Annotated in this window: 15 protein-coding genes; 2 read left to right on the top strand and 13 right to left on the bottom strand. The window is 71.8% G+C overall.

The window, feature by feature from the left end; all coding sequences use genetic code 11:
- Positions 1–35 precede the first annotated feature (35 nt).
- On the top strand, positions 36–3,086 hold the full coding sequence (locus Ato02nite_RS11020) for a glycoside hydrolase family 9 protein (RefSeq protein WP_213006343.1): 3,051 nt from the start codon (positions 36–38) through the stop codon (positions 3,084–3,086).
- A gap of 115 nt (positions 3,087–3,201) precedes the next feature.
- Here the strand turns inward: Ato02nite_RS11020 and Ato02nite_RS53230 are convergent, their stop codons facing one another.
- From Ato02nite_RS53230 to Ato02nite_RS11000, 5 genes are all read right to left on the bottom strand, one after another.
- On the bottom strand, positions 3,202–3,309 hold the full coding sequence (locus tag Ato02nite_RS53230) for an MFS transporter small subunit (protein ID WP_438873030.1): 108 nt from the start codon (positions 3,307–3,309) through the stop codon (positions 3,202–3,204).
- Positions 3,306–4,700 (bottom strand): OFA family MFS transporter, encoded by a 1,395-nt coding sequence (locus Ato02nite_RS11015; protein ID WP_213006360.1) that lies wholly within the window; start codon positions 4,698–4,700, stop codon positions 3,306–3,308. The genes Ato02nite_RS53230 and Ato02nite_RS11015 overlap by 4 nt, the downstream gene beginning before the upstream one ends.
- A gap of 63 nt (positions 4,701–4,763) precedes the next feature.
- Positions 4,764–5,225 carry a DUF3291 domain-containing protein gene (locus tag Ato02nite_RS11010; RefSeq protein WP_213006342.1) on the bottom strand — a complete coding sequence of 154 codons (462 nt, stop codon included), beginning with the start codon at positions 5,223–5,225 and terminating at the stop codon, positions 4,764–4,766.
- A gap of 40 nt (positions 5,226–5,265) precedes the next feature.
- Complete coding sequence (locus tag Ato02nite_RS11005) at positions 5,266–5,889, bottom strand: helix-turn-helix transcriptional regulator (protein WP_246606453.1); 624 nt, start codon at positions 5,887–5,889, stop codon at positions 5,266–5,268.
- 131 nt (positions 5,890–6,020) lie between these two features.
- Positions 6,021–6,800, bottom strand: a complete 780-nt coding sequence (locus Ato02nite_RS11000) for an enoyl-CoA hydratase/isomerase family protein (RefSeq protein ID WP_213006341.1) — start codon at positions 6,798–6,800, stop codon at positions 6,021–6,023.
- A gap of 157 nt (positions 6,801–6,957) precedes the next feature.
- Between Ato02nite_RS11000 and Ato02nite_RS10995 the strand changes: the two genes are divergently transcribed.
- The gene (locus tag Ato02nite_RS10995; RefSeq protein ID WP_213006340.1) at positions 6,958–7,737 is read left to right on the top strand and encodes an AfsR/SARP family transcriptional regulator; all 780 of its coding nucleotides are present in this window, start codon (positions 6,958–6,960) and stop codon (positions 7,735–7,737) included.
- Positions 7,738–7,780: 43 nt separating this feature from the next.
- Here Ato02nite_RS10995 and Ato02nite_RS10990 read toward each other — a convergent pair whose 3' ends face one another.
- The 8 genes from Ato02nite_RS10990 to Ato02nite_RS10955 all read right to left on the bottom strand — a co-directional run bounded on the left by Ato02nite_RS10990 (position 7,781) and on the right by Ato02nite_RS10955 (position 22,199).
- Positions 7,781–8,374, bottom strand: a complete 594-nt coding sequence (locus Ato02nite_RS10990; RefSeq protein ID WP_213006339.1) for an RICIN domain-containing protein — start codon at positions 8,372–8,374, stop codon at positions 7,781–7,783.
- A 2-nt stretch (positions 8,375–8,376) separates the two neighbouring features.
- Positions 8,377–8,961: a peptidase inhibitor family I36 protein gene (locus Ato02nite_RS10985; RefSeq protein WP_213006338.1), complete on the bottom strand. Its 585-nt coding sequence runs from the start codon at positions 8,959–8,961 to the stop codon at positions 8,377–8,379.
- 79 nt (positions 8,962–9,040) lie between these two features.
- Positions 9,041–11,821 (bottom strand): M36 family metallopeptidase, encoded by a 2,781-nt coding sequence (locus Ato02nite_RS10980; protein ID WP_213006337.1) that lies wholly within the window; start codon positions 11,819–11,821, stop codon positions 9,041–9,043.
- A gap of 258 nt (positions 11,822–12,079) precedes the next feature.
- Complete coding sequence (locus Ato02nite_RS10975; protein ID WP_213006336.1) at positions 12,080–13,549, bottom strand: cellulose binding domain-containing protein; 1,470 nt, start codon at positions 13,547–13,549, stop codon at positions 12,080–12,082.
- A gap of 51 nt (positions 13,550–13,600) precedes the next feature.
- On the bottom strand, positions 13,601–16,339 hold the full coding sequence (locus Ato02nite_RS10970; RefSeq protein WP_246606444.1) for an ATP-binding protein: 2,739 nt from the start codon (positions 16,337–16,339) through the stop codon (positions 13,601–13,603).
- Entirely contained in the window at positions 16,306–16,500 is a 195-nt protein-coding gene (locus tag Ato02nite_RS10965; RefSeq protein ID WP_213006335.1) for a hypothetical protein, read from the bottom strand. The genes Ato02nite_RS10970 and Ato02nite_RS10965 overlap by 34 nt, the downstream gene beginning before the upstream one ends.
- Positions 16,501–17,097: 597 nt before the next feature.
- Positions 17,098–18,390, bottom strand: coding sequence for a M1 family metallopeptidase (locus Ato02nite_RS10960; protein WP_213006334.1), 1,293 nt, complete (start codon positions 18,388–18,390; stop codon positions 17,098–17,100).
- Positions 18,387–22,199 (bottom strand): Pls/PosA family non-ribosomal peptide synthetase, encoded by a 3,813-nt coding sequence (locus Ato02nite_RS10955; RefSeq protein ID WP_213006333.1) that lies wholly within the window; start codon positions 22,197–22,199, stop codon positions 18,387–18,389. The genes Ato02nite_RS10960 and Ato02nite_RS10955 overlap by 4 nt, the downstream gene beginning before the upstream one ends.
- Positions 22,200–22,232: the final 33 nt, after the last annotated feature.

The raw sequence follows: 22,232 nt of genomic DNA, 5'->3' as shown, positions 1-22,232 counted from the left end.
AAACGCCGTGCCGTGAAGTATTGGAAGGAACCTCCGTGCCTCCTCACCTGCGTAGACGGGTCACCGTGCTGACCGCGGCCGCCGCGGCGGCCACGCTGGCGCTGACGTCCTTGACCGTTCAACCAGCGTCGGCCGAACCGACCCAGCACATTCCCAACGGCGACTTCACGACGGGGACGACGGGCTGGTGGTCCACCGACAACGCGCCCATCTCCGCCACCGGCGGGCAGCTCTGCGCCGAGGTTCCGGGCGGCACCACCAACGCGTGGGACGTCAGCCTCGGCCACAACGAGATCCCGCTGGCGAACGGCGCCGCCTACGCGCTGAGCTTCCGCGCGTACGCCAGCGCGCCGGTGACCGTCCGCGCGAATGTGCAGCTCAACGAGGCGCCTTACACCACGGCGCTGTCCCGTGCGGTGGCGCTGACAACCGAGGCGCAGACCTTCGAGTACGCGTTCACCGGCAACCTGGACTCGGCCAACGGCACGCTGACGTTCCAGCTCGGCGGAGCTGCCGAGGCGTTCCGCTTCTGCCTCGACGACGTCTCGCTGACCAGTGACGTCGCTGCGCCGCCGACCGGCACCGAGCAGCTGGAGAACGGCGACTTCGGCGACGGCACCTCGGGCTGGTACACCTACGGCACCACGGCGACCGGGGTCGACGACGGGCAGCTGTGCGCCACCGTGCCGTCGGGGCTGGCCAATCCGTGGGACGCCGGCATCGGGCAGAACAATGTCGCGCTGACCGCCGGATCGTCGTACACGCTGTCGTTCGACGCCACGGCCACCCCGGGCGCCGGCGTGCGGGCCGCCGTCCAGCTCGGTGCCGAGCCGTACACGTCGTACCTGAGCCGCGATGTGGCGCTGACTCCCACCCGGCAGCACCTGGAGTACACGTTCACCGCTCCGGAGAGCACCACCGCGGGCCAGGTCGCCTTCCAGGTCGGTGGCGCCGCGGCGGAGTACCGGCTGTGCCTGGACAACGTGTCGTTGATCGGCGGCGAGCCGAAGCCGCCGTACGTGCCGGAAACCGGCCCGCGGGTCCGGGTCAACCAGGTCGGTTACCTGCCGGCCGGACCGAAGAACGCGACCCTGGTCACCGAGGCCACCGAAGCACTGGACTGGCAGCTCAAGAACGCCGCCGGTGACGTGGTCAAGTCGGGGCGGAGCGCACCGCACGGGGTGGACGCCGCCTCGGGCCAGAACGTTCACACCATCGACTTCTCCGCCTACGTCACCGCGGGCACCGGTTACACCCTCGTCGCCGACGGGGAGACCAGCTACCCGTTCGACATCTCCGGCGCCGTCTACCAGCAGCTGCGGTCGGACGCCCTGCAGTTCTTCTACATCCAGCGCAGTGGCATCGCGATCGACGGCGACCTGGTCGGCGAGCAGTACGCCCGGCCGGCCGGTCACCTGGGCGTTGCCCCGAACAAGGGCGACACCGACGTGCCGTGCCGGGCCAACTCCTGCGACTACCGGTTGGACGTGCGCGGCGGCTGGTACGACGCCGGCGACCAGGGCAAGTACGTGGTCAACGGCGGTATCGCCGTACAGCAGCTGATGAGCAGTTTCGAACGCACCAAGACCGCCGTCACCGCCGCGCACGGCGCCGGGCTGGCGGACAGCACGCTCCGGGTGCCCGAGCGGGGCAACAAGGTTCCCGACATCCTCGACGAGGCCCGCTGGGAGCTCGAGTTCCTGCTGCGCATGCAGGTGCCGGCCGGACAGCAGTTCGCCGGGATGGCCCACCACAAGATGCACGACGCCAACTGGACCGGCATCCCGATGCAGCCCCAGGACGACCCCGAGCAGCGCGAGCTGCAGCCGCCGTCGACGGCGGCCACGCTGAACCTGGCGGCCACGGCGGCCCAGTGCGCGCGGCTGTTCGCCCCGTACGACGCGGCGTTCTCGGCCAAGTGCCTCACCGCGGCCCGCACCGCGTACGCCGCGGCCAAGGCCAACCCGTCGAAGGTCGCGCAGGACCTGGGCGGCGGCGGTGGCGGGTACGGCGACGACGACGTCTCCGACGAGTTCTACTGGGCCGCCGCCGAGCTGTACCTGACCACCGGCGAGGCGGCGTTCCTGACCGACGTGACCGCGTCCGGGCACCACACCGGCGACGTCTTCGCCGCCACCGGCTTCGGCTGGGGCAGCACCGCGGCGCTGGGCCGGCTCGACCTGGCCACGGTGCCGAGCGGACTGCCGGCCGCCGACCGGCAGCGGATCCGCGAATCGGTGGTCACCGCCGCGGACAGCTACCTGGCGACCCTCAACGCCCAGGCGTACGGCCTGCCGATGCCCGGCAACGCGGGCAGCTACTTCTGGGGTGGCAACAGCAACATCCTCAACAACGTCCAGGTGCTGGCGACCGCGTTCGACCTGACCGGCGCGGCGAAATACCGCGACGGAGCGGTGCAGGGCGTCGACTACATCTTCGGCCGCAACGCGCTGAACCAGTCGTACGTCACCGGCTGGGGCGAGAAGGCGTCGCAGAACCAGCACACCCGGATCTACGCCCACGAGAAGGACGCCGCGCTGCCGCACCCGCCGGCCGGATCGCTCGCCGGCGGCGCGAACGCCGGGCTGGACGACCCGTACGCGAAGGACCTGCTCACCGGCTGCAAGCCGATGTTCTGCTACGTCGACGACATCGAGTCGTACGCGACCAACGAGGTCGCCATCAACTGGAACTCCGCCCTGGCCTGGGTGGCGTCGTTCCTGGCCGACCAGGGCAACGGTGAGCCGGCTCCGGCGGTGTCCTGCCGGGCCACGTACACCAACTACGGGGACTGGGCGGACAAGTCCGGGTTCACCGCGCAGCTGACCGTCACCAACACCGGCACCAAGGCCATCGACGGCTGGACGGTGCGCTTCGCCTTCCTCGGCGGCCAGCGCCTGCGCGAGGCCTGGTCGGCCGAGGCGACGCAGTCCGGCGCCACGGTGACGGCCCGGAACACCACCACCAACCAGCGCATCCAGCCCGGAGCAACGGTGTACTTCGGCTTCAACGCCACCACGCCGGGCGGCCCGAACCCGGCGCCGGAGCTGATCACCCTCAACGGGGCGGCCTGCGGCCGGTCCTGACCGCGAGGCCCGGCCGGCACCGTCCGGCCGGGCCTCCCGCCGGCTTTCCCAGGCAGCGCCGTCGCCTGCTCACCGACGACCGTGCGCCGGGAGGTAGCGCGGGCAGCCGCGCTGATCACTCGAAGAGCTTGGCCGCGGTGATCACGGTCTGGATGATGCCGTAGCCGAGCAGGACGGCGACCAGCAGCCACGCGACCAGCAGGCGGATCGACTGGGTGTTCACGCTGCCTCCTTCTCCAGGGCGGTGACGGTTCCGGCCGGCTCGTGGAAGCGCGCCGGGACCGGGCGGATCAGCAGGTTGGCGACGAAGCCGATGGCCAGCACGCCGACCATCGTGAACAGGGCCGGCTGGTAAGCGGCCGAGGTCAGGCTGCCCGGCTTGCCCTGGGCGTCCAGGAAGCCGTTGATGATCAGCGGGCCGGCGATGCCCGCCGCCGACCAGGCGGTCAGCAGGCGGCCGTGGATCGCGCCCACCTGGTAGGTGCCGAACAGGTCGCGCAGGTAGGCCGGGACGGTCGCGAAACCGCCGCCGTAGAACGACAGGATGATGCCGGCCAGCACCACGAACAGCGCGGTCGCCGCGTCCCCGACGGTGGCCAGCAGCAGGTACATGAGCATGCCGACGCCCAGGTAGAGCATGTAGATCGGGCGCCGGCCGACGTGGTCGGAGGTGGACGACCAGGCGAACCGGCCGGCCATGTTGAACAGCGACAGCACCCCGACGAAGCCGCCCGCCGCCGCGACGCTGACGCTGGAGACGCCGTCGACCCGGAAGAAGTCCTGAATCATCGGGCTGGCCTGCTCGAGGATGCCGATGCCGGCGGTCACGTTGCAGAACAGAACAACCCACAACAGCCAGAAGCTACGCGTACGGATGGCGCTCGCCGCCGACACGCTGGCCGTCGTGACCAGTGGTTTCGCGGCTACCGAGGACGGCTCCCAGCCGGCCGGCCGCCATCCGGGGGCGGGCACCCGGATGTTGGCGACACCGAACATCATGATGAGGAAGTACACGATGCCGAGGGTGAGGAACAGCAACACCAGCGCACGGCCGCCGGCGACCGACGTGGCCACGTTCGGGTCGTAATTCGCGTCGTACGCGGAAAGCAGTTGTCTCGAGGCCGGGCTCGCGATGAGCGCGCCGCCGCCGAATCCCATGATGGCCAGCCCGGTCGCCAGACCGGGCCGGTCCGGGAACCATTTGATGAGCGTGGAGACCGGCGAGATGTAGCCGATGCCGAGCCCGATGCCACCGATCACGCCGTAACCGAGGTAGACCAGCCACAACTGTTTCGTGCCGATGCCGAGCGCGCCGACCAGAAAGCCGGACGCCCAGAAACAGGCGGAGACGAACATCGCCTTGCGCGGCCCGTTCGCCTCGACCCAGGTGCCGGCCACGGCGGCGGACAGCCCGAGCATGACGATCGCGATGCTGAAGATGATGCCGATCGAGGTCTGGCTGGCCTCGAAGTGCTTGATGAACGAGTTCTTGTAGACGCTGGTCGCATAGGCCTGGCCGATGCACAGATGAACAGCGAGCGCGGCGGGCGGAATCAGCCAGCGGCTGTAACCCTCCGGCGCGATGGTGTGCTTGCGGTCGAGCGCGGTGAGCAGTGACACCCCGGCCTCCCAACCCTTCGTAGGGCATTGAAGACCATCATCATCAACCCGCGAACATCACCCGGCAACCGGCGACGGCGCCGGGAACAGCTCGCGGAAGGTGAAGGCGTCCGGGTTGGGGCCGGCGGCCTGGAGCCGGCCGAGGCGGGAGATGCCCTGGCGGAGGGTGGGGATCTGGCCGGCCGGTAGCCACCACAGGACCAGGGCGGCCTGGTGGCCGTTCGGGATGAACCAGTCTCGGCGGCGGCGCAGGTATTCGAGGTGCTGGGACTGGTAGGCGTACGCCCGGAGGTGTTCCGGGGTTTCCCAGACCGAGAGTGTGTAGATGCGGCTCGGGTCGCTGGGGGCGGCGATCGTGCCGTCGCCGCTGTCGCCGATCAGGCGCCAGACGAAGCCGGGTGAGCGGTCGGCCAGGTCGTTCATCAGCGCGACGCCCTCGGCGAACTCGGTCATCGAGGGGTCTTCCAGCGGGGCTCGGAGGCGGGCGGTGTTCATCTGGGCCAGGTGGAAGCTGCTCATGGTCTCAGCTCACCAGCTCCCGATTCTAATGTCAATCAGATTACTTTTTAGAGAGCGTCACGCAGCAGCGGCCGGGGGCCGGGTCCATCCGGGCGATCCACCCGTCGTCCAGCAGGCCGGTGATCATCGCCAGGTTCATGCCGCAGATCAGCGGCGGGAACTGCTCGGCCAGCCGGTGGAACGGGCAGTTGCGCAGCTCGATCCGGTCCGGCCCGGCCGCGACGGGCGCGTAACCCTGCTCGGTCAGCGCCGCCGTGACCTCCGTCTTCGGGCGGCGGCGGCCGTGCCGCTCCGCCACCCGGTAGAGCGTCTGCTCGGCGCCGGCCTGCTCCAGCGCCTCGGCGAGCAGTTCGGCGGCGTCCAGGTAGGCGCGCGGCGGCACGCTCACCGCGTGCTCCGCCGCGGCGACCCGGTAGAGCTTGGCGGGACGCCCGGCGCCGGGGCCGGTCTTTCCCGACCGCCGGGCGTACGACACCTCGAGCAGCCCGGCCGCCACGAGCTTGTCCAGGTGGAACGCGGCTAGCGTGCGGCCGACGCCGAGCGCCTCGGCGACCTCGTCCCGCCCGACCGGCCCGGCCTCGTCGGCGACCACCCGATAGGCCCGGCGCCGCACCGGATCGGCGAGGCTGGCCACGGCGTCGAGGTCATGCAGGTCTTCGATCACGCGCCAATCGTATTACCAACGCGGCTTGTCGCTAGAGAGCCTCGGCCTGGTGCCGCAGGCCGAACAGGAGCGCGAGGTTCGCCCAGAGCACGCTGCCGCGGACGCGATCAGCGCCGGAGTTTGTGACGGCCCTACTCGCCGCGGAACACCGGGGGACGGCGCTGGAGGCTCGCCTCGATGCCCTCGGCGCTGTCCTTCGTCGCCCACAGCACGCGCTGCTCGGCCAGTTCGTGGTCGAGGGCCCGGCGGACGCGGGCGGCCAGGTCGCCGCGCAGCGTCTGCCGGATCGAGCGGACGGCCAGGGGTGCGGACGCGGCGATCTGCCGGGCCAACTCCATGGCGGTCTCCCGGAGGCGGCCGGGTGCGGCGAGCCGGTCGGCCAGGCCGATGCGGGCGGCCTCCTCGCCGCCGACCCGCCGCGCGGTCAGCAGCATGTCGGTCGCGGCCGGCCGGCCCACCAGCTCGGGCAGCGTGACGCTGAGCCCGAAGCCCTGGTGGAAGCCGAGGCGCGCGAAGTTGGCCACGAACCGGGTCGACTCCTCGGCGACCCGGAAGTCGGCCGCGCACGCCAGTCCGAGCCCGCCGCCCACGGCACTGCCCTGCACCGCGGCGACCATCGGCGTCCGCAGGTCGAACAGCTGGGCCGCGTACCGGTAGAGGCCCTCCGCCGCGGCCGCCCGGTCGCGGACGAACTCGCCGTTGCCGAGGTCGGCGCCCCCGCAGAAGTGCTTGCCCTGCGACGCCAGGACGATCACCCGGCAGGCAGGGTCGTCGTCCAGGTCTCGCGCGGCGTCGACGATCCGGCCCAGCAGCGCCTCGTCGACGTGGTTGGCCGGCGGCCGGCGCATCTCCAGCAGGGCCACCCCGTCTGCGACGGCGACCGACAGATCCGTGCTGGTTTCCGAGCTCAAGGCAGCCTCCGCTGGTGACAACGACCGTCCCGGAAACCCTGCCACACCGGTCGCCGGTCAATTGCCGGTCGGTTGCCGGTGGGCGTCCTCGTCGTCCCGGGCGGCCGCCCTGACTATGAAGATGTTTCGTCGTCGGCGAAGAAGCGGGGGAGAGCCGATGGTCATCGAATCGGAGCGGCGGTGGCGGCTGCTGGGGCCGCCGCGCCTGCTGGCCGGGCCGGGCGAGATCGACCCCGGCGGCGGGAAACAGGCGTGTGTTCTCGTGTCCCTGCTGCTGACTCCGGGCCGGCCGGTGCCGGTGGAGACGCTGGTCGACCGGGTCTGGGAGGGGTCGCCGCCGCGTTCGGCCTCGGCCGTAGCGCCGTATGTGACCCGTCTCCGCCGGGTCCTGGAACGGGCCGACGCCGGGGTGGTGCGGCACACCCCGGCCGGCTATCTCATCGACTGCGGTCCGGAAAAGATCGACCTTCATGCCGTACGGCGTAAAGCACGTCACGCCGCGAGCCTGCCGGCGGCGGGCGCGGCCGATCTCTACGGCGAGGTCCTGGGCGACTGGCAGTCGGCGGCCCTCGCGGGGGTGCCGGGCGGCTGGGCGGCCGGGGTGCGGGAGGTGATCGGCCGGGAGCGCCTAGAGGTGTTCGCCCGGTACGGCCGGGTTCTGCTGCGGCTGGGCCGGGCGGCCGAGGTCGTCGACCTCCTGGATCCGCTGGTCGCCGAGCACCCGACCGCCGAACCCCTGATCGCGGTCCTGATGACGGCGCTCGCCGAGACCGGCCGGCCGTCGGCCGCGCTGCACGCCTACGCCCGGGCCCGCGCCGCGATCGCCGAGCAACTCGGCGCCCGCCCGGCCGCCGAGCTGGTCGAGCTGAACGCCCGCATTCTCCGGCCGGGCCGGGACGTCCCGGTGGCCGGATGCGCGCGTTGCGGCGGAGCATGACGAACCGGCCCGGGCATGTGCCCGGGCCGGTTCCCCGGTTGGGTCAGAAGATGTTCCACCGCTGGTTGCGGTTGCCGTTGCAGTCCCAGACCACCAGCTGCTTCCCGGCGGTGAAGTCGGCGCCCGGCACGTCCAGGCACCGCCCGCCGTCCTGGTTCACCAGTTTGGTCCACCACCAGTTCGGATCGTCGTCGGTAGCGGTGACGTGTTCGACCTTCCACTGCTGGTTGGCCCGCCAGTGACAGGTGGCCTGGTAGACCTTGTTGCCGTTGGCGTTCGGGGTGTCCTGCGACTTGTCCAGGCACATGCTCGTGTACTTGTTGATGATGTAGTAGATGCCGGAACCCTGGGTGGTCTGCTTGATGGTCCACCGCTGGTTCCAGTTGGTAGTGCTGGGATTGTTCGTGTTGGTGCTGCTGTCGTTCGGGATCAGGTTCCAGAGCTGCGCGATCCCGCGTTCGTCCGGTGACCGGTCCTTGATGTCGAGGACCTTCTTGGACACTCCGTTCGGCGCGAGCACGCTGATGTAGGTGTAGAAGAGGTTCGGGTCCGGCGGCACCGGGGCCGCGTGCGCGGGCGCGGCGCCGACCAGCAGCAACCCGAGGGTGGCGATCATGGCGGTGAGGACCTTCTTCATGGTCAACACACCTGCACGCCGTCGATGCGGTCGTTCATCTTGGAGCCGTCGTCGGCCTTGTCCTTGCTCAGATCCCGCCAGTAGCCGAACGCCTTGAGGAATTTCAGGTCGTCCCAGCCGCCGCCGACATACCAGTCGTAGAACCCGGACCAGGTCCCGCTGGACTGGTTGTTCATGATCGACGAGACCTTGTCGCTCCACGTCCCGCCGCGCGGGAACGCCATGTTCCCGAGGTTCTCCACGCCGAGGCCGCACCGGGTGAAGTGGATTTTCGCGCCGACGAAGTCGGAGTGCTCCCACATGCACAGGTAGTAGAAGGCGCAGTCGGCGATGCCGCCGGCCGCGGCCGCCTTGGCCCCGACCTTGCGGACCGCTGCCGGGTCCTCGAGCGTGACGAACACGCCCGGCTTCATCTCGATGGTGAGCCGGTCGATCCGCTTGGCGCCGGGCGTGCGGTCGAGCACGCTGGCAACCTGCTTCTCGATGGTGCCCGCGTCGGCCAGGGCGGCCGACGCGGGCTGAGCACCGGCCGCGACGATGATGCCGCTGACCGCCACCGCGATCAATACTTGGAATGCCTTACGCATCTGCTTCAGCTCCCCGTGTTCGTGCTTACGGTTGTGCGGGAAGCGTCACAGCGCGGGTTTGCACATTGTTTGCACGGGCTCAGGCGCTCGCGCCGTACACCCCCACCTCGACGGTGTCGACGTACGAGCAGCCGCTGTAATCGCCGGGGCAGGAACCGCCCTCGTCGGCCACCTGGGTGCCGAGCATCGTGTACCGCACGAATCGCACACCGGTCGTTCCGGCGGTCAGCGGCACCGCGTTGGCCCGGTCCCGGTCGGCCGGCCCGAAGTGCCCGCTCGCCGCCACCGTCCAGGCGGTGCCGTCGGGCGAGGTCTCCACCCGGTAGTCGCCGGTCGACGCGCTCGGGTCGTCACCACAGTTGCCGGTCGGGTTGACCTCGATCGACGACACGTCGATCGCCCCCGGCAGCTGGACCGTGATGAACCGGGGCCCGGCCGCGTCGGTGCTCCAGCCGGTGCCCTGGGACATGTCGATCGCCTGGTTCGGACCGCAGCCGAAGTCGCTGTAGTCGTCGCCGTTGAAGTCGACGAGCTGCGCCCCGCCCTGCGACGCGGCCCAGTCCCGCCGGACCGTCCAGTCCACCGTGCTCGGCTTCGCGGTCACGGTGACCGTCTTGACCTGTCGTTCGTAACCGGCACCGCTGGCCGCGACCTTCGGATACGTACCCAGGAAGATGTTCTTGATCTCGTAGTGGCCCTTCGCGTCGGTCACGGCGGCGTAGGAACCAGCGAAACCGGAGCTGTGCCCGCCGAACGTCACCGCCACCCCGGCGGCCGGCTGCCCGGAGCCCTGGTCGGTGACCGTGCCGGCGATCGAGCCCCGGGCCGAGCCGGGCGCCGGCGGCGTCGAGAAGTCCTCGATCGGCGCGGTGTCCGAACCGTCCACCGTGGCGGCGAAGAAGCCCATGCCGCGCTTCGCGAACACCTTCCAGATGTCCTTCTGGTGCCGGCCGCCGGCCACCACACGGTCGGCGATCAGGATCGCGTTGCGCATGTCCAGGTAGGACGGATCGGCGGGGGAGAGCTCCATGGCCCGGGTCACCAGCGACTCGGACAGCCGGTAACCGAGCTTGGTGCGCAGGTCCCACAGGGTCTGCGCCCAGATCTCGCCGTCCGCGTGCACCTCGGCGCCGCGCCGGGAGATCTTGCCGAAGTCGCCGTACGTGTACCCGCCGGAACCCGCGGTCGCCGTGCCCGGGCAAACCGCGGCCGGGGCGCCGACCGCGCAGTCCAGCGGCGCGGTGCGGATGGTGTTCGCCCCGCCCGTGGAGTATTCGAAGACCACCAGCTCGCCGGGGGCCCTCGTGTCCTTCTCCAGGCCCTCCTTCTGCAGGTAGTCGTAGGCGTACCAGTCGCTCCAGGCCTCACCCATCGCGCCGGACTGCGGACCGTTCAGGGTGGAGACGCCGGAGGCGTCGACGACCAGGCGGTTGGACAGGCCGTGGGTGTACTCGTGGTAGACCGAGGAGGCCTCGTTGCCGGTGTCGGACGGCACCCACGGGTCCTCGTCCGGCGTCGTGTTCGCGGCCGGCTGCAGGTACATCTGCATGGTCGGCGGGGTGCCGTCCGGCGGGGTCGCCATGTTGGCGTTGTCGACGTGGTTGGCGTCCGGGAAACCGTTGTCGGTGTTCGCACCGTCCAGGTCGTTGGCCTCGACCTGGTCGCCGTCGCGGGCCTCGAAGTTGCCGGCCGCGCGGGTGAAACCGATCGGCGCGGCCAGCAGGTGGTCGTGGAACACCGAGTTGAAGTACAGCAGCTGGGTGGCGGCCATCGCCCGGTTGTCCTGCCACGAGTACGCCACCGCCGGGTCCCACGTGCACTGGAACTGCGCCGAGCACATCGGACCGGTGAACTGCTTCAGCGGGTAGACGAAGCGACCCGGCGAACTGGGCCCGACCTCCTCGCCCGGGTCGGCGGCGTCGTTGTCGTTCAGGTCGGAGAACACGTGCGTCGAGTTGCCGCGCAGCGTCGTCGCGGCAGGGCTGAGCCACCTACCGAGCGAGACCCGCCGCTGCTTGCCGCCGGCCGGTGCGCCCGGGTAGTTGTCCCACACCAGCGCGTCCGGGCCGGCCTCGTGGTCGACGAGGCTCTGCCGGTAGAGGATGCGGCCGGTCGCGGCGTCCACGACGTGCAGGTAGCCGGTCTGCATGGTGAGCGTCTGGTAGCCCAGGCGCAGCCCGCCCGCCGTCGGCATGGCGACCAGCTTCGCACTGTCGCGGGCGGTCGACCCGGTCTCCTGGACGTCCTTGCGGGCGGTGTCCAGCGCCTGGCCGCCGGTCAGTTTGGCCGCACCCAGATCGGCGGGCACCTGCCGCACCGGCGAACCGGTCACCTGGATGAGCGAGCCGTCCTTGGCCACGTCGGCCCGGATGCCGTTGCCGAACACCGGCACATCACCGACCTGCTGCAGGAAGCTCAGGTGGTGGGTGCCCTCGATGTCCCGGTAGTCGCGGCCGAGCTTCAGCGTCGCCGGGTCCACCCCGAACAGGTCGGCGTGCGCCTTCAGGTAGTCGCGGGCGATCCGCTCGGCCGGTTTCCGCGACGGCCCGGTGAGGAAGCCGTCGAGGCGGGCCACCTGCCGGGGCGTGCCGGTCAGCGAGTCGATGTCGACGATGCCCTGCTGGCCGAGCGCGGCGCGCATGCCGCTGACCGCCGCCGACGGCTTGGCCGCCAACAGGGTTGCCCGGGTGCCGGCGGTGGCCGGGTCGTGCCGAGCGTCGTAGTTGTCCGGAGCGGGGTTGACCCGGTGGGATGCAGCCGGTGCCGCCGTCGCCGGCCCGGTGCCCGCGGCGGCCGGGACCAGCCCGACGGCGAACACCGAGACACCGGCGAGGAGCGTACGTCTGAGGTCTGTCTTCACCCGGCCAGCCTGGCAAAGCCATCGACTCAGATCAACAGCTCAATCGACTCATATCGACACGACTGTGATGCGCGGGCGCTGCGGGGGCCGGCCCACTGCGCCCCGAGGCCTGGCTTGACCGGAACGAACCCTCGGATGTTTTGTGCCGACCGCGGGGGAGACGTGACGGCACGGCGAGCTTTCCGCGTCCGAGCGTAGGAGGCAGAGCCGGACACTGCACCGATGTCGGCGGTATCCCGTGGGCCGGCGGTGCGAGGGTTACCAGGTCAGGGGCAGGCCGGCCAGGTGCTGGGTCAGAGTGTCGGCGAGGATTCGGTGGTCGTGCTGGGACGGGTGCCAGTCGCAGCCGAGGAGGTCCAGGCCGAGGGCGTTGTTGTCGTAGTAGAGGGCGGACACCCGGGTGTCGCCGGCGCTGGTGCGGGCCGCGACGAGCTGCTGCACCGAGTCGGCGAACGCGGTGGTCTGGTAGGACAGGTCGGGGTAGGTCAGGACGATGAACGTGTCGCTGCCGTAACGGGCGCGCAGCTTGTCGAGGAACGCCGCGTAGGCGGTGCGGTAGTCGGCGGCCAGCTGGTCGATGGTCGTCCACCTCTCGCCGGCGTTGAGCGCCGTGGAGAAGTCGTTGATGCCGAGCCCGATCACCACCACCTGCGGGCGCCAGGTGCTCGGCACCGGCCAGGTCTGGCTGTTGTAGACGGCCTGCAGGTCGGTGTCGTAGTAGGTGCGGAAGTTGTCGGTGCCGCCGCCGTTGTAGTTGCGCACCATGCCCAGGCCCGACCACGCGTTGATCTGGTAGTCCGCGTTCAGGCCCTGGGCGGTCAGCGCGCCGAAGGTGACGTCCGCATTGGAGTTGCGGGTGACGCCGCCGTTGCCGGTGCAGTCGCGGGTGGTGGACATGTCGCCGTAGCCGGCGGTCCACGAGTCGCCGATGAACTCCATCTGCCGGGCCCGCGGGGTGGCCTTGGCCAGGATCGCGCCGCCGGTGTCGGCGACGAGACCGCCGAACTCTCCGGCGGCGTACGGGCTTTCGGTGCGCTTGGCCAGCCGTACGGTGTGGTCGCCGGCGGCCAGGTTGCGCACCCAGTACGTCTGCTGGCCCGGCGTCACCAGGGTGGCGACGGTGACGCCGTCGACCTGGACGACGTAGTCGTTGTTGGCGTCGTTGAGGACCAGTCCGACGCCGGTGCCCCGGAACCGTCCCTCGAAGTACGTGCCCGGCCAGGTGTACTGCACCGCGTTGCCGGCCGCCCGGACCCGCCCGACCGTGCCGACCTGGTCGAGGGCGCCGGCCGGCGGCGTGCTGGGGGTGTTGCCGGTGCACGGAACGCCGTTGAGCGCGAAGTCGCTCGGTGCGGGATTGGCGCCGGTCCACGCGCCGGTGAAGCCGACCGAGGCCGTGCCACCGCTGCCGAGACCCCCGTTCCAGCCGGCGTTGGTCACGGTGACCTGCGATCCGGTCTGGGTGATCACGCCGTTCCACAGCTGCCCGACCGTCTGCCCGGCGCCGAACGACCAGGTCAGCCGCCAGCCGGTGAGGGGATCGCCGAGGTTGGTCACGTCGACGGTCGCGCCGAAGCCGCCCGGCCACTGGCTCGTCACCTGATAAACGGCGCGGCAGCCGGCCGCGGCGTGCGCGGCGAGGGCGGTGGTCAGTACGCCGCCGCCGGCGACGGCAAGGGCGACGGTGGCCGCGAGCACCGGCCGGTACGAGGAGCGCGCGTGCCGCATAGGTATCCCTCCCGGAGAAAGCAGATCGAGATGTATCGATCTCTTAACCGGTTAAGATACACCGCCGACGAAGCGGGCGACCTCGGTGCGGGAGGAGACGCCCAGTTTTCGCAGGATGTTGGAGACGTGCACGGCGGCGGTCTTCGGGGAGATGTAGAGGCGGCGGGCCAGCTCGGTGTTGGTCAGGCCGTCGCTGATCAGGACCGCCACCTCGCGCTCGCGCGGGGTCAGCGCGGCCGGGCCGATGACCGCGTCGGCCGCTCCGGCCGGCGCCATCCCCAGCTGGGCGCGGACCTGGGCGAGCTGAGTGACCCGCCAGCCGCCCCACTGCGCCAGTCGGGACGCGGCCACCTCGGCCTCGGCGGTGGCCTCCGCGCGCCGGTCGGCGGCGAGCAGGCAACGGGCGGCGCCCACCCGCACGGTGCCGCGGACCGACGGGGACAGGATGTGGGCCTCGGCGATGGACGTGTAACCGGCCAGCGCCTCGGCCGGCCGGCCGTGCGCCTCCGCGAGCTGGGCATCGACGAGCGTCCGGTAGGCGTCCCAGACGTCGGCGTCGAGCAGCGTGGTGGCGAACCGGTCCAGCCGGTCGGCCGGCAGGCCGATCTCCAGGGCGGCGGAGACCAGGTCGTGGGCCTGTTCGCCGCTGCGCCAGGGCTGGTCGGCCAGGGCCTCGACGAACTCGTCCATGGCCGCCTCGGCGCGCGGGAGATCGCCGCGGCGGCAGGCGAGGTGGAACGTGAGACTGGGGATGACGGGCGGCGGGTTGCTGGGCAGCGCAGCCAGGTCGGCGATGAGCTGCTCGACCCGGTCCAGCTCGCCGGCCTCCAGGTAGAGACCGGCCAGGAACACGCCGTGGTAGTCGGCCCAGCGGCCCCGGCGTTGATAGCCGCGGTCCAGCGTGCGGCCCTCCTCCAGCGCGTCGATCGCGGCGCGCAGGTCACCGGCCCGCACCGCCAGCCGGGCCCGGCCCTGGAACCAGGTGGCCACCGCGAGCGACTCGAAACCGGCCCGCTCGGCGTCGACCCGCATCCGCTCCAGGATCTCGGCGTACTCGGCCGGTGCGGTGGGCGGTTCCGACATCAGGATGTTGAGGGCCCGGGCGGCGAGGACCCACTCGCCGGCCTTCTCGGTCTCGTCGACCAGGGCGGACAGGATCTCCCGGCCCTCGGCGGCGGTCTGCGAGCGTTCGGCGAGCGTCGCGCCCTTCTCCAGCAGCGCGGTCATCCGGACGTCCGGCAGGTCGAACTCGGTCGCCATGGCCAGCGCGCGGTCGGCCCAGAGCAGCGCGGCGTCGAGGTCGTCGCGCAGGTAGGCCGACTGGGCGATCGCGGTCATCGCCCGCGCCTGCCCGGCACCCGGCGGGAGCTGCGCGATCAGCGTCTCGATGTCCTGCGTCGCGGCGCGCATCTCGTCGGTGACCCGGGTCTCCCAGGCCAGACGGACCAGCAGGTAGAGCGCCTCGGCCCGGTCGGCTGCGGTGCCGGCGAGGTCCCGCCAGCGCCGGGCGTAGCGCAGGGCGTCGTCGAGCAGGCCGGCCAGCCAGGCCGACCGGGCGGCGGCGGCGAGCAGCTCGGTGTCGTCGGGGACCTCGTCGAGGCCGATCTCGGCCAGTTGGAGGGCCTGGTAGGCGGAGCCGATCGACAGGTAGAGTGCGGCGCCGCTGCGGGCGGCGGCGACCATGTCGTCGTACCGCCCGGCGCCACGCGCGTGGTGCGCCACCATCGCCGGGTCCGAAGCTCCCGCACGCAGCAGCACGTCTAGCGCCGCCTCGTGCAGGCGACGGCGTTGGCGGCCGAGCATCTGGTCGTTGATCGCCTCGCGGACCAGGGCGTGCCGGAACGCGAACTCGTCCTCGCCCGACTCGACCAGCACGCCCCGGGTGACCAGGTCGCGCAGCACGGCGATCAACTCGTCCTCGCCGGCCCCGGTCACGTCGGCGAGCAGGTCGAACGGGATGCGGTGGCCGAGCACGGTGGCCGCCTCGACGATGCGGTGGCTGACCGGTTCGAGGTCGTCGACCTGGCGGCGCAGCACGTCGGCGAGGCTCCACGGGAGCGGCTGCTCGACGAGCGCCTCCACGTCGTACCCGGGAAGGGCGCGCAGCAATTCCTCCAGGAAGAAGGGATTTCCGCCGGTGCGGTGGTGCAGCGCCGTCGCGGCGCGCAGCGCCACCGGCGCGCCGGTGGCCGCGGCCAGCAGCGCCGCGGTCTGTGCGGGGGTGAGGCGATCGAGGCGTACGTGGGTGACCACGTGCCGGCGTTCCATCCGGGCCAGCAGACCGGCGACCGGTTGCCGGCGGCTCACCTCGTCCGGCCGGTACGTGCCGATGAGCAGCCGCTGCCCGTGCTGGTCGGCGATCCGCTCGAACAGCGCCGCGCTCTCCGAGTCGGCCCAGTGCAGGTCCTCGAAGACGACGACGGCCCGGGAGTCGCCGATCAGGTCGGACAGGATGGCCAGGCCGGTGTGCAGGCGTTCGACCGGGCTGCGCCGCGCGTCGGCCAGGGCGGCCAACTGCTCCTCGTCGACCTCGGGCCGGCCGTCGATGGCGTCCAGCAGCACCTCGTAGGGGCGGGACAGCGAGCCCGGTTCGGCCTGGCCGACCAGCACCACGGTGCCGGCCGGCACGGTGGCGAGCAGCTCGTGCACGAGGCGGGTCTTGCCGATGCCGGGCTCGCCGGCGATCAGCGCGACGGCCGGCTCACGCGCGGAAGCGAGCCGCGCCAACCGGCGCAGCTCGCTCTCCCGCCCGATCATCACCGGGCTGGCACCGCCACGGAGGGTTCGCACGGTGCCAGGCTACCGGTGGGCTGCCCGCGCACCGCCGGGACTTTCCTGGCCCGGCGGGCCTCGCGGGCGCTGGTGAGGACGCGGCGCCGGTCGGCCTCGGCGATCAGTTCACGGTGCCGCTCGTTCGCCAGAACCAGCATCAGATCCGCGTGCATCAACATGGCCCTTCTCCTTGTCGCCGTCGATGTATTGATCCTCGTTCGGCGGGAGAGCTGTCACATCGGGAGCACTTGCGTATCTTCGCTGGTCACCGTGGTTCAGACGGGGCGCAGAGGTGGCCTAGGTATACCTAGACCAGCGCACTGCGGAGGGCGGATAGGGGCCGTCGGTATCCGGATAGCGGTGCGGCGATCTGCGATGGGCGTCGGAGTCTGTCGCTACGGTGAGGTCGTGGGGCCCGAGCTCGTATATCTGGACGGTCTGATCTTCTACGCGCCGGGCGGTGCGGTCGCCTTGCGCTGTATCGCCAGGCTGAGTAACGGTCAGCGATGCCGGGGGAAAGTTTGTGGCGGTCTACGTGGCCGGTGGGTACCGGTCCGCACTCCGCTGGGGGAGATAGCGGTGTACCGGCCTACCGCGGACGCCGCCACCGTCTCCCGATGGCTGAGTCAGCACTGCAAGATGCACAGCCGCGCCGGCATCGTCGACGCCGTCCCGCGAGAGTGGGACCGGTTCTCTCCGCGGGACCGGCACGCCTGGCTGGTCGCGTCCCCGACAACCGCAGCTGAACTGTCACGGAAAGCGGTCCTCGGATCCCTCTAGAGTGGAGGTAGTTGCGGGCGGTCGAGCCACGCGGTCAGCAGGTCGTCCTGGTCGGCGTGGGCGCGGAACTGGCCGGTGGTCACGGTCGAGTGCCGGTGCTCGGCCACCCAGGAGCGCAGCAGCGCGAAGAACGCGGCGTCGCCCACCTTCGTGCGCAGGGCGTGCAGGGTCAGCGCGCCGCGCTTGTAGACCATCGGATCGAACATTCGGTCCACGCCCGGGTCCGCGACCACGATCTGCACCCGGTGGGTCGCCAGCCAGGCGTGCCACTGGGCCGCGTGGGCGGCCGCCGGCGGACCGCCGGAAACCTCGGACCACAACCATTCGGCGTACGTCGCGAAGCCCTCGTTGAGCCAGATGTGCCGCCAGTCGGCGACCGTCAGGCTGTTGCCGAACCACTGGTGGGCGAGTTCGTGCGCGACCAGCCGCTCGTGGGTGCGCCGGCCGTCGACGTGGTTGCGGCCGAAGACGGCCATGCCCTGCGCCTCGATCGGGTCGTCCAGGTCGTCGTCGGCGACCACCACGACGTACTCGAGGAACGGGTACGGCCCGAAGAACCGTTCCATCGCCGTCATGATCTCGCCGTGCCGGCCGAAGTCGTGCCGGAACAGCGTCCGCAGCCGGGGCGGGATCGCGGCCCGCTGGATCACCCCGCCCGCGGCCAGCTCGACCAGGTCGTACCGTCCGACCTGGACACTCATCAGATACGCCGGGGTGGGCTCGTTCCGCTCGTACACCCAGGTGCGGGTGCCGGCACCGCGGCGGCGGGCCACGAGGTCGCCGGTGACCAGCGCGGTGTACGGCGCCGGCGCGGTGATGGTGACCAGGTAGGTGGCCTTGTCGTCGGGCCGGTCGTTGCACGGGAACCAGGACGGCGCCCCGTTCGGCTGGCTGGCGACGAGCGCCCCGTCGGTCAGCTCGTCCCAGCCGATGTCCCCCCACCGGCCGGAGATCGGTACCGGCGTCCCGGCGTACCGGATCTCGGTGGTGAAGGACGCGCCGTACCCGATCGGCTTCTCCGGTTTGATCCGCAGCTTGCCGTTCTGGTGGGTGTATTTGGCCGGCCGCCCGTCGACCCGCACGTCGGAGATCCGGAAGCGGCCGAGGTCGAGGCTGAACCGGGACAACCACTGCCCGGCCCGCGCCGTCACGACCGCCCGGCCGGCGAGCCGGTTCGAGGTGACCCGGTAATCGAGGTCGAGGTCGTAGTGGAGCACCCGGTAGCCGCCGTTGCCGTGTTCGGGAAGGTACGAATCGGTCGAACGGTCAGCTCCGGGTGTTGCCGTCATACCCAATTCGCGATCGGGTTGCCCAGCCACCGGCTGTCCGCCGGCACCGCGTCGCCGCGGGTGACCAGCGAGCCGGGCCCGACCGTGGTGCGGGCGCCGATGCTCGCACCGGGCAGCACGATGCCGTGCGGGCCGAGCGTGGCGCCCGCGCCCAGAGTGACCTCATCCATGCTCATGATCCGATCATGGAACAGGTGAGTTTGCACTACGCAGCCCCGGTTGACGGTGGCGCCCGCGCCGAGCCGCACCAGGTCGTACTCCGGCAGCCAGAACGTCTCCAGCCAGGCACCCCGGCCGATCTTCGCGCCGAGCGTCCGCAGCCACACGTTCAGCAGCGGCGTGCCGGTGGCGAAGCGGAACAGCCACGGTGCGGCGAGCACCTCGACGAACGTGTCGGCGAGCTCGTTGCGCCAGACGAACGACGTCCACAGCGCGTGCTCGGTGACCCGGAACCGGCCGACCAGCAGCCACTTCGCGGCGGTCGCCAGCAGCGCGGCGGAGATCGCGGCGGCGAACAGCACCGGACCGGCGGCGAGCGCGGCGGCCCAGACGCCGGCCGCCTGCCAGATCGCGGCCAGCGCGGCCAGCATCCCGACGGCGAGGACGCCGGCGACCATCACCGGGACGATGCGGCACAGCTCGATCGCGGCCCGGGCCGCCTTCAGCCGCAGCGGCGGGGCGTAGGTGCGGGCCGCGTCGCCGGACGAGGCGGTGCGGCGCAGCGGCATCGGCGGCGAGCCGAGCCACGACGAGCCCTTCTTCGCCTTGCGCGGCGCCGAGGAGAGCACCCCGACCAGGCCGCGCTTGGGCACCGACCGGCCGGGCGCGGCCATCCCGGAGTTGCCGAGGAACGCCTGCTTGCCGATCCGGGCCGGGGCCACCCGCAGCCAGCCGTGGCTCAGCTCGTAGGTGGCGACCATGGTGTCGTCGGCCAGGAACGCGCCGTCGTCGACCGTGGTCATCGCCGGGAGGGCGAGCACCGTCGACACCTCGGCGTTGCGGCCGATCTTCGCGCCGAGCAGGCGCAGCCACACCGGGGTGAACAGGCTTGCATACATCGGGAAGAGCGCGATCCGGGCCATCCCCATCAGCCGCTCGGTGGTCCAGACCTGCCAGGCCACCCGGCCGCGGACCGGGTGGAAACCGGCTCGCAGGCCGGCGCTGAGCAGCCGGACGGCGGCCAGGACGAGCAGCGCGTAGCTCACGAAGTAGGCGACCGCCGCCACCGGGGCCGCGAGCAGCGCGGCGCCGAGGGTGGGCCGCCCGGCGAGGATGGCGAGGGCCGGGAGCACGGCCACCACCGGCAGCAGGCCCAGCAACTGTGCGGTCAGGCTGTACAGGGCCACCCAGAGCCGGGAGCGGTGCGGGGGACGCTCGGCCGGCCAGGTCGTGCCGTCCCGGCCGCGCTTGTTCGCCCGTACGGCGCCGGTGACGGTGGTGCCGGCGTCGATCCGCGCGCCCTTGCCGATCCGGGCGCCGGGCATCAGCGTGCTGCGGGAGCCGACCCGGGCGCCGGCGCCGATCCGCACCTTGCCGACCCGGACGACATCGCCGTCGACCCAGTAGCCGGACAGGTCGACCTCCGGCTCGATCGCGGCACCGCGGCCGAGTTTGAGCAGGCCGGTGACCGGCGGCGCCGAGTGCAGGTCGACGTCCGGGCCGATCTGGGCGCCGAGCGCCTTCGCGTAGGTGATCATCCAGCCCGCCCCGGCCACGCCGGTCGCGCCGGTCAGGTCGGCCAGCCGCTCGGCCGCCCACAGCCGCACGTGCACGCCGCCGCCGCGCGGATGGTCGCCCGGGCGGACACCCTTCAGCAGCAGCCGCGCTCCGGCCGCCGCGGTGGCGATCCGGCCGGGCGGGCTGAACAGCAGCGCCCAGCCGGCCGCGATCCACCACCAGGACACCTGCGTCACGGGCAGGGCCACGATCTTGGCGAAAGCCGCGAGGACGGTCAGCCAGCGCAGCCCGACCAGGGCCAGCATCGGCAGCATCAGCAGACCCTGGAACAGCCCGGCCCGGCGCGGCGTGGGCCGCACCTCCCGGCGCACCGCCGACGTCGTGACCAGCGCGTCGAGTACCGCGGCCAGCTGCGACAGCCGGGGGTGCTGGTAGACGTCGGCCACCGACACCTGCGGGTGCTCGCGGCGGATCCAGGCCACCAACTGGGCGGCGTTGAGGCTGCTGCCACCGCTGGAGAAGAAGTCGGCGTCGGCGGCCTTCGGCCGTACGCCGAGGATCTCCTCCCAGCCGCCGGCCAGCCATTCCTCGGTGACCGACAGCTCGCCGATCCCGCCGCCGGAGGCGAGCGGCCAGGGCAGCGCGGCCCGGTCGACCTTGCCCGAGGTGCGGGTGGGCAGCGCGTCGACCTCGGCCAGCAGCGGGACCAGCGCGGCCGGCAACTGCTCGCGGATGCGCAGCGCCGCCGCCGCGGCGTCGAAGCCCTCGCGCGGCACGACGTAGCCGACCAGGAGCTGATTGCCCGCGGCGGTCCGCTTCACGGCGGCGGCCGCACCGGCGACGTCCGGCAGGGCCTGCAGGGCGGCGTCCACCTCACCCAGCTCGATCCGGCGCCCGCCCAGCTTGACCTGCTCGTCGCCCCGGCCGAGGAACAGCAACCCCGCGGGCTCGGCGCGGACGATGTCGCCGCTGCGGTAGGCGCGCGCCCAGCCCAGGGACTCCAGCGGCGCGAACTTCTCGGCGTCCTTGGCGGCGTCCAGGTAACGGGCCAGTCCGACCCCGCCGATGACCAGCTCGCCGGTCTCGCCCATGGCGACCGGATCGCCGGCCGCGTCGACCACCGCCAGCTCCCAGCCGGCCAGCGGCAGCCCGATGCGCACCGGGCCCTCACCGGTCATCCGCGCGGCGCAGGCCACCACGGTCGCCTCGGTGGGGCCGTACGTGTTCCACACCTCGCGGCCCTCGACCGCGAGGCGTTCGGCCAGCTCGGGCGGGCACGCCTCGCCGCCGAAGATCAGCAGCCGGACGTCGTCGAGCGCCTCGACCGGCCACAGCGCGGCCAGGGTCGGCACCGTGGACACCACGGTGATGCGCTGCTCGGCCAGCCACGGACCCAGATCGACGCCGCTGCGCACCAGCGAGCGCTCGGCCGGCACCAGGCAGGCGCCGTGCCGCCAGGCCAGCCACATCTCCTCGCAGGAGGCGTCGAAGGCCACCGACAGGCCGGCCAGGACGCGGTCGTGCGGGCCGATGTTCTCGTCCTCGAGGAACAGCTGGGCCTCGGCGTCCACGAACGCGGCCGCGGCGCCGTGCGAGACGGCCACCCCCTTCGGGGTGCCGGTGGATCCGGAGGTGAAGATGATCCAGGCGTCGTCGGCCGGTCCGGGCCGTCCGGGACGGCCCTCGGGGGTACGCCGTAGCGACACGGTCAGGTCGTCGGTGATGACGGCACTGACGCCGGCCTCGGCGAAGACCAGCTCGGCGCGTTCCTCGGGGTCGTCCGCGTCGACCGGGACGTACGCGGCGCCGGCGGCGAGGACACCGAGGATGGCCAGGTAGAGCTCGGCCGTACCGGAGGAGACGCGGATGCCGACCCGGTCGCCGGCACCCACGCCGTGCCCGCTCAGCGTGGCGCGCACCGCCTCGACCTCGTCGGCCAGCTCACGGTAGGTCAGCCGGGTGGCACCGGCGTCGATCGCGCGGGCTCCGGGATGGGCCAGCACGGTCGCGTCCAGGATGTCGAGCAGGGTGCGGCGCACTGGCGCGGATCGGGAGCGGAACAGTGCCGGCGCCTCGGGAGCTGAGGTGACCTCGGGAAGATCGATCAGTTGCAGATCAGTCGTCACGGTCACCTGGCGTGCTCCATTTCCACCTCACGGGTCGAG

This window comes from Paractinoplanes toevensis, assembly GCF_018332695.1.
GTDB lineage: Bacteria > Actinomycetota > Actinomycetes > Mycobacteriales > Micromonosporaceae > Actinoplanes > Actinoplanes toevensis.
The sequence above is the reverse complement of the archived record's forward strand: the minus strand, read 5'-3'. Positions and strand labels throughout refer to the sequence as shown.

Coding starts and splice junctions, on each gene's coding strand:
- Ato02nite_RS10960 (WP_213006334.1), bottom strand. CDS start 18,390: ATGACGGCAACACCCGGAGCTGACCGTTCGACCGATTCGTACCTTCCC.
- Ato02nite_RS10985 (WP_213006338.1), bottom strand. CDS start 8,961: ATGCGTAAGGCATTCCAAGTATTGATCGCGGTGGCGGTCAGCGGCATC.
- Ato02nite_RS11010 (WP_213006342.1), bottom strand. CDS start 5,225: ATGAGCAGCTTCCACCTGGCCCAGATGAACACCGCCCGCCTCCGAGCC.
- Ato02nite_RS10975 (WP_213006336.1), bottom strand. CDS start 13,549: ATGCGGCACGCGCGCTCCTCGTACCGGCCGGTGCTCGCGGCCACCGTC.
- Ato02nite_RS10965 (WP_213006335.1), bottom strand. CDS start 16,500: ATGTTGATGCACGCGGATCTGATGCTGGTTCTGGCGAACGAGCGGCAC.
- Ato02nite_RS10990 (WP_213006339.1), bottom strand. CDS start 8,374: ATGAAGAAGGTCCTCACCGCCATGATCGCCACCCTCGGGTTGCTGCTG.
- Ato02nite_RS10995 (WP_213006340.1), top strand. CDS start 6,958: ATGGTCATCGAATCGGAGCGGCGGTGGCGGCTGCTGGGGCCGCCGCGC.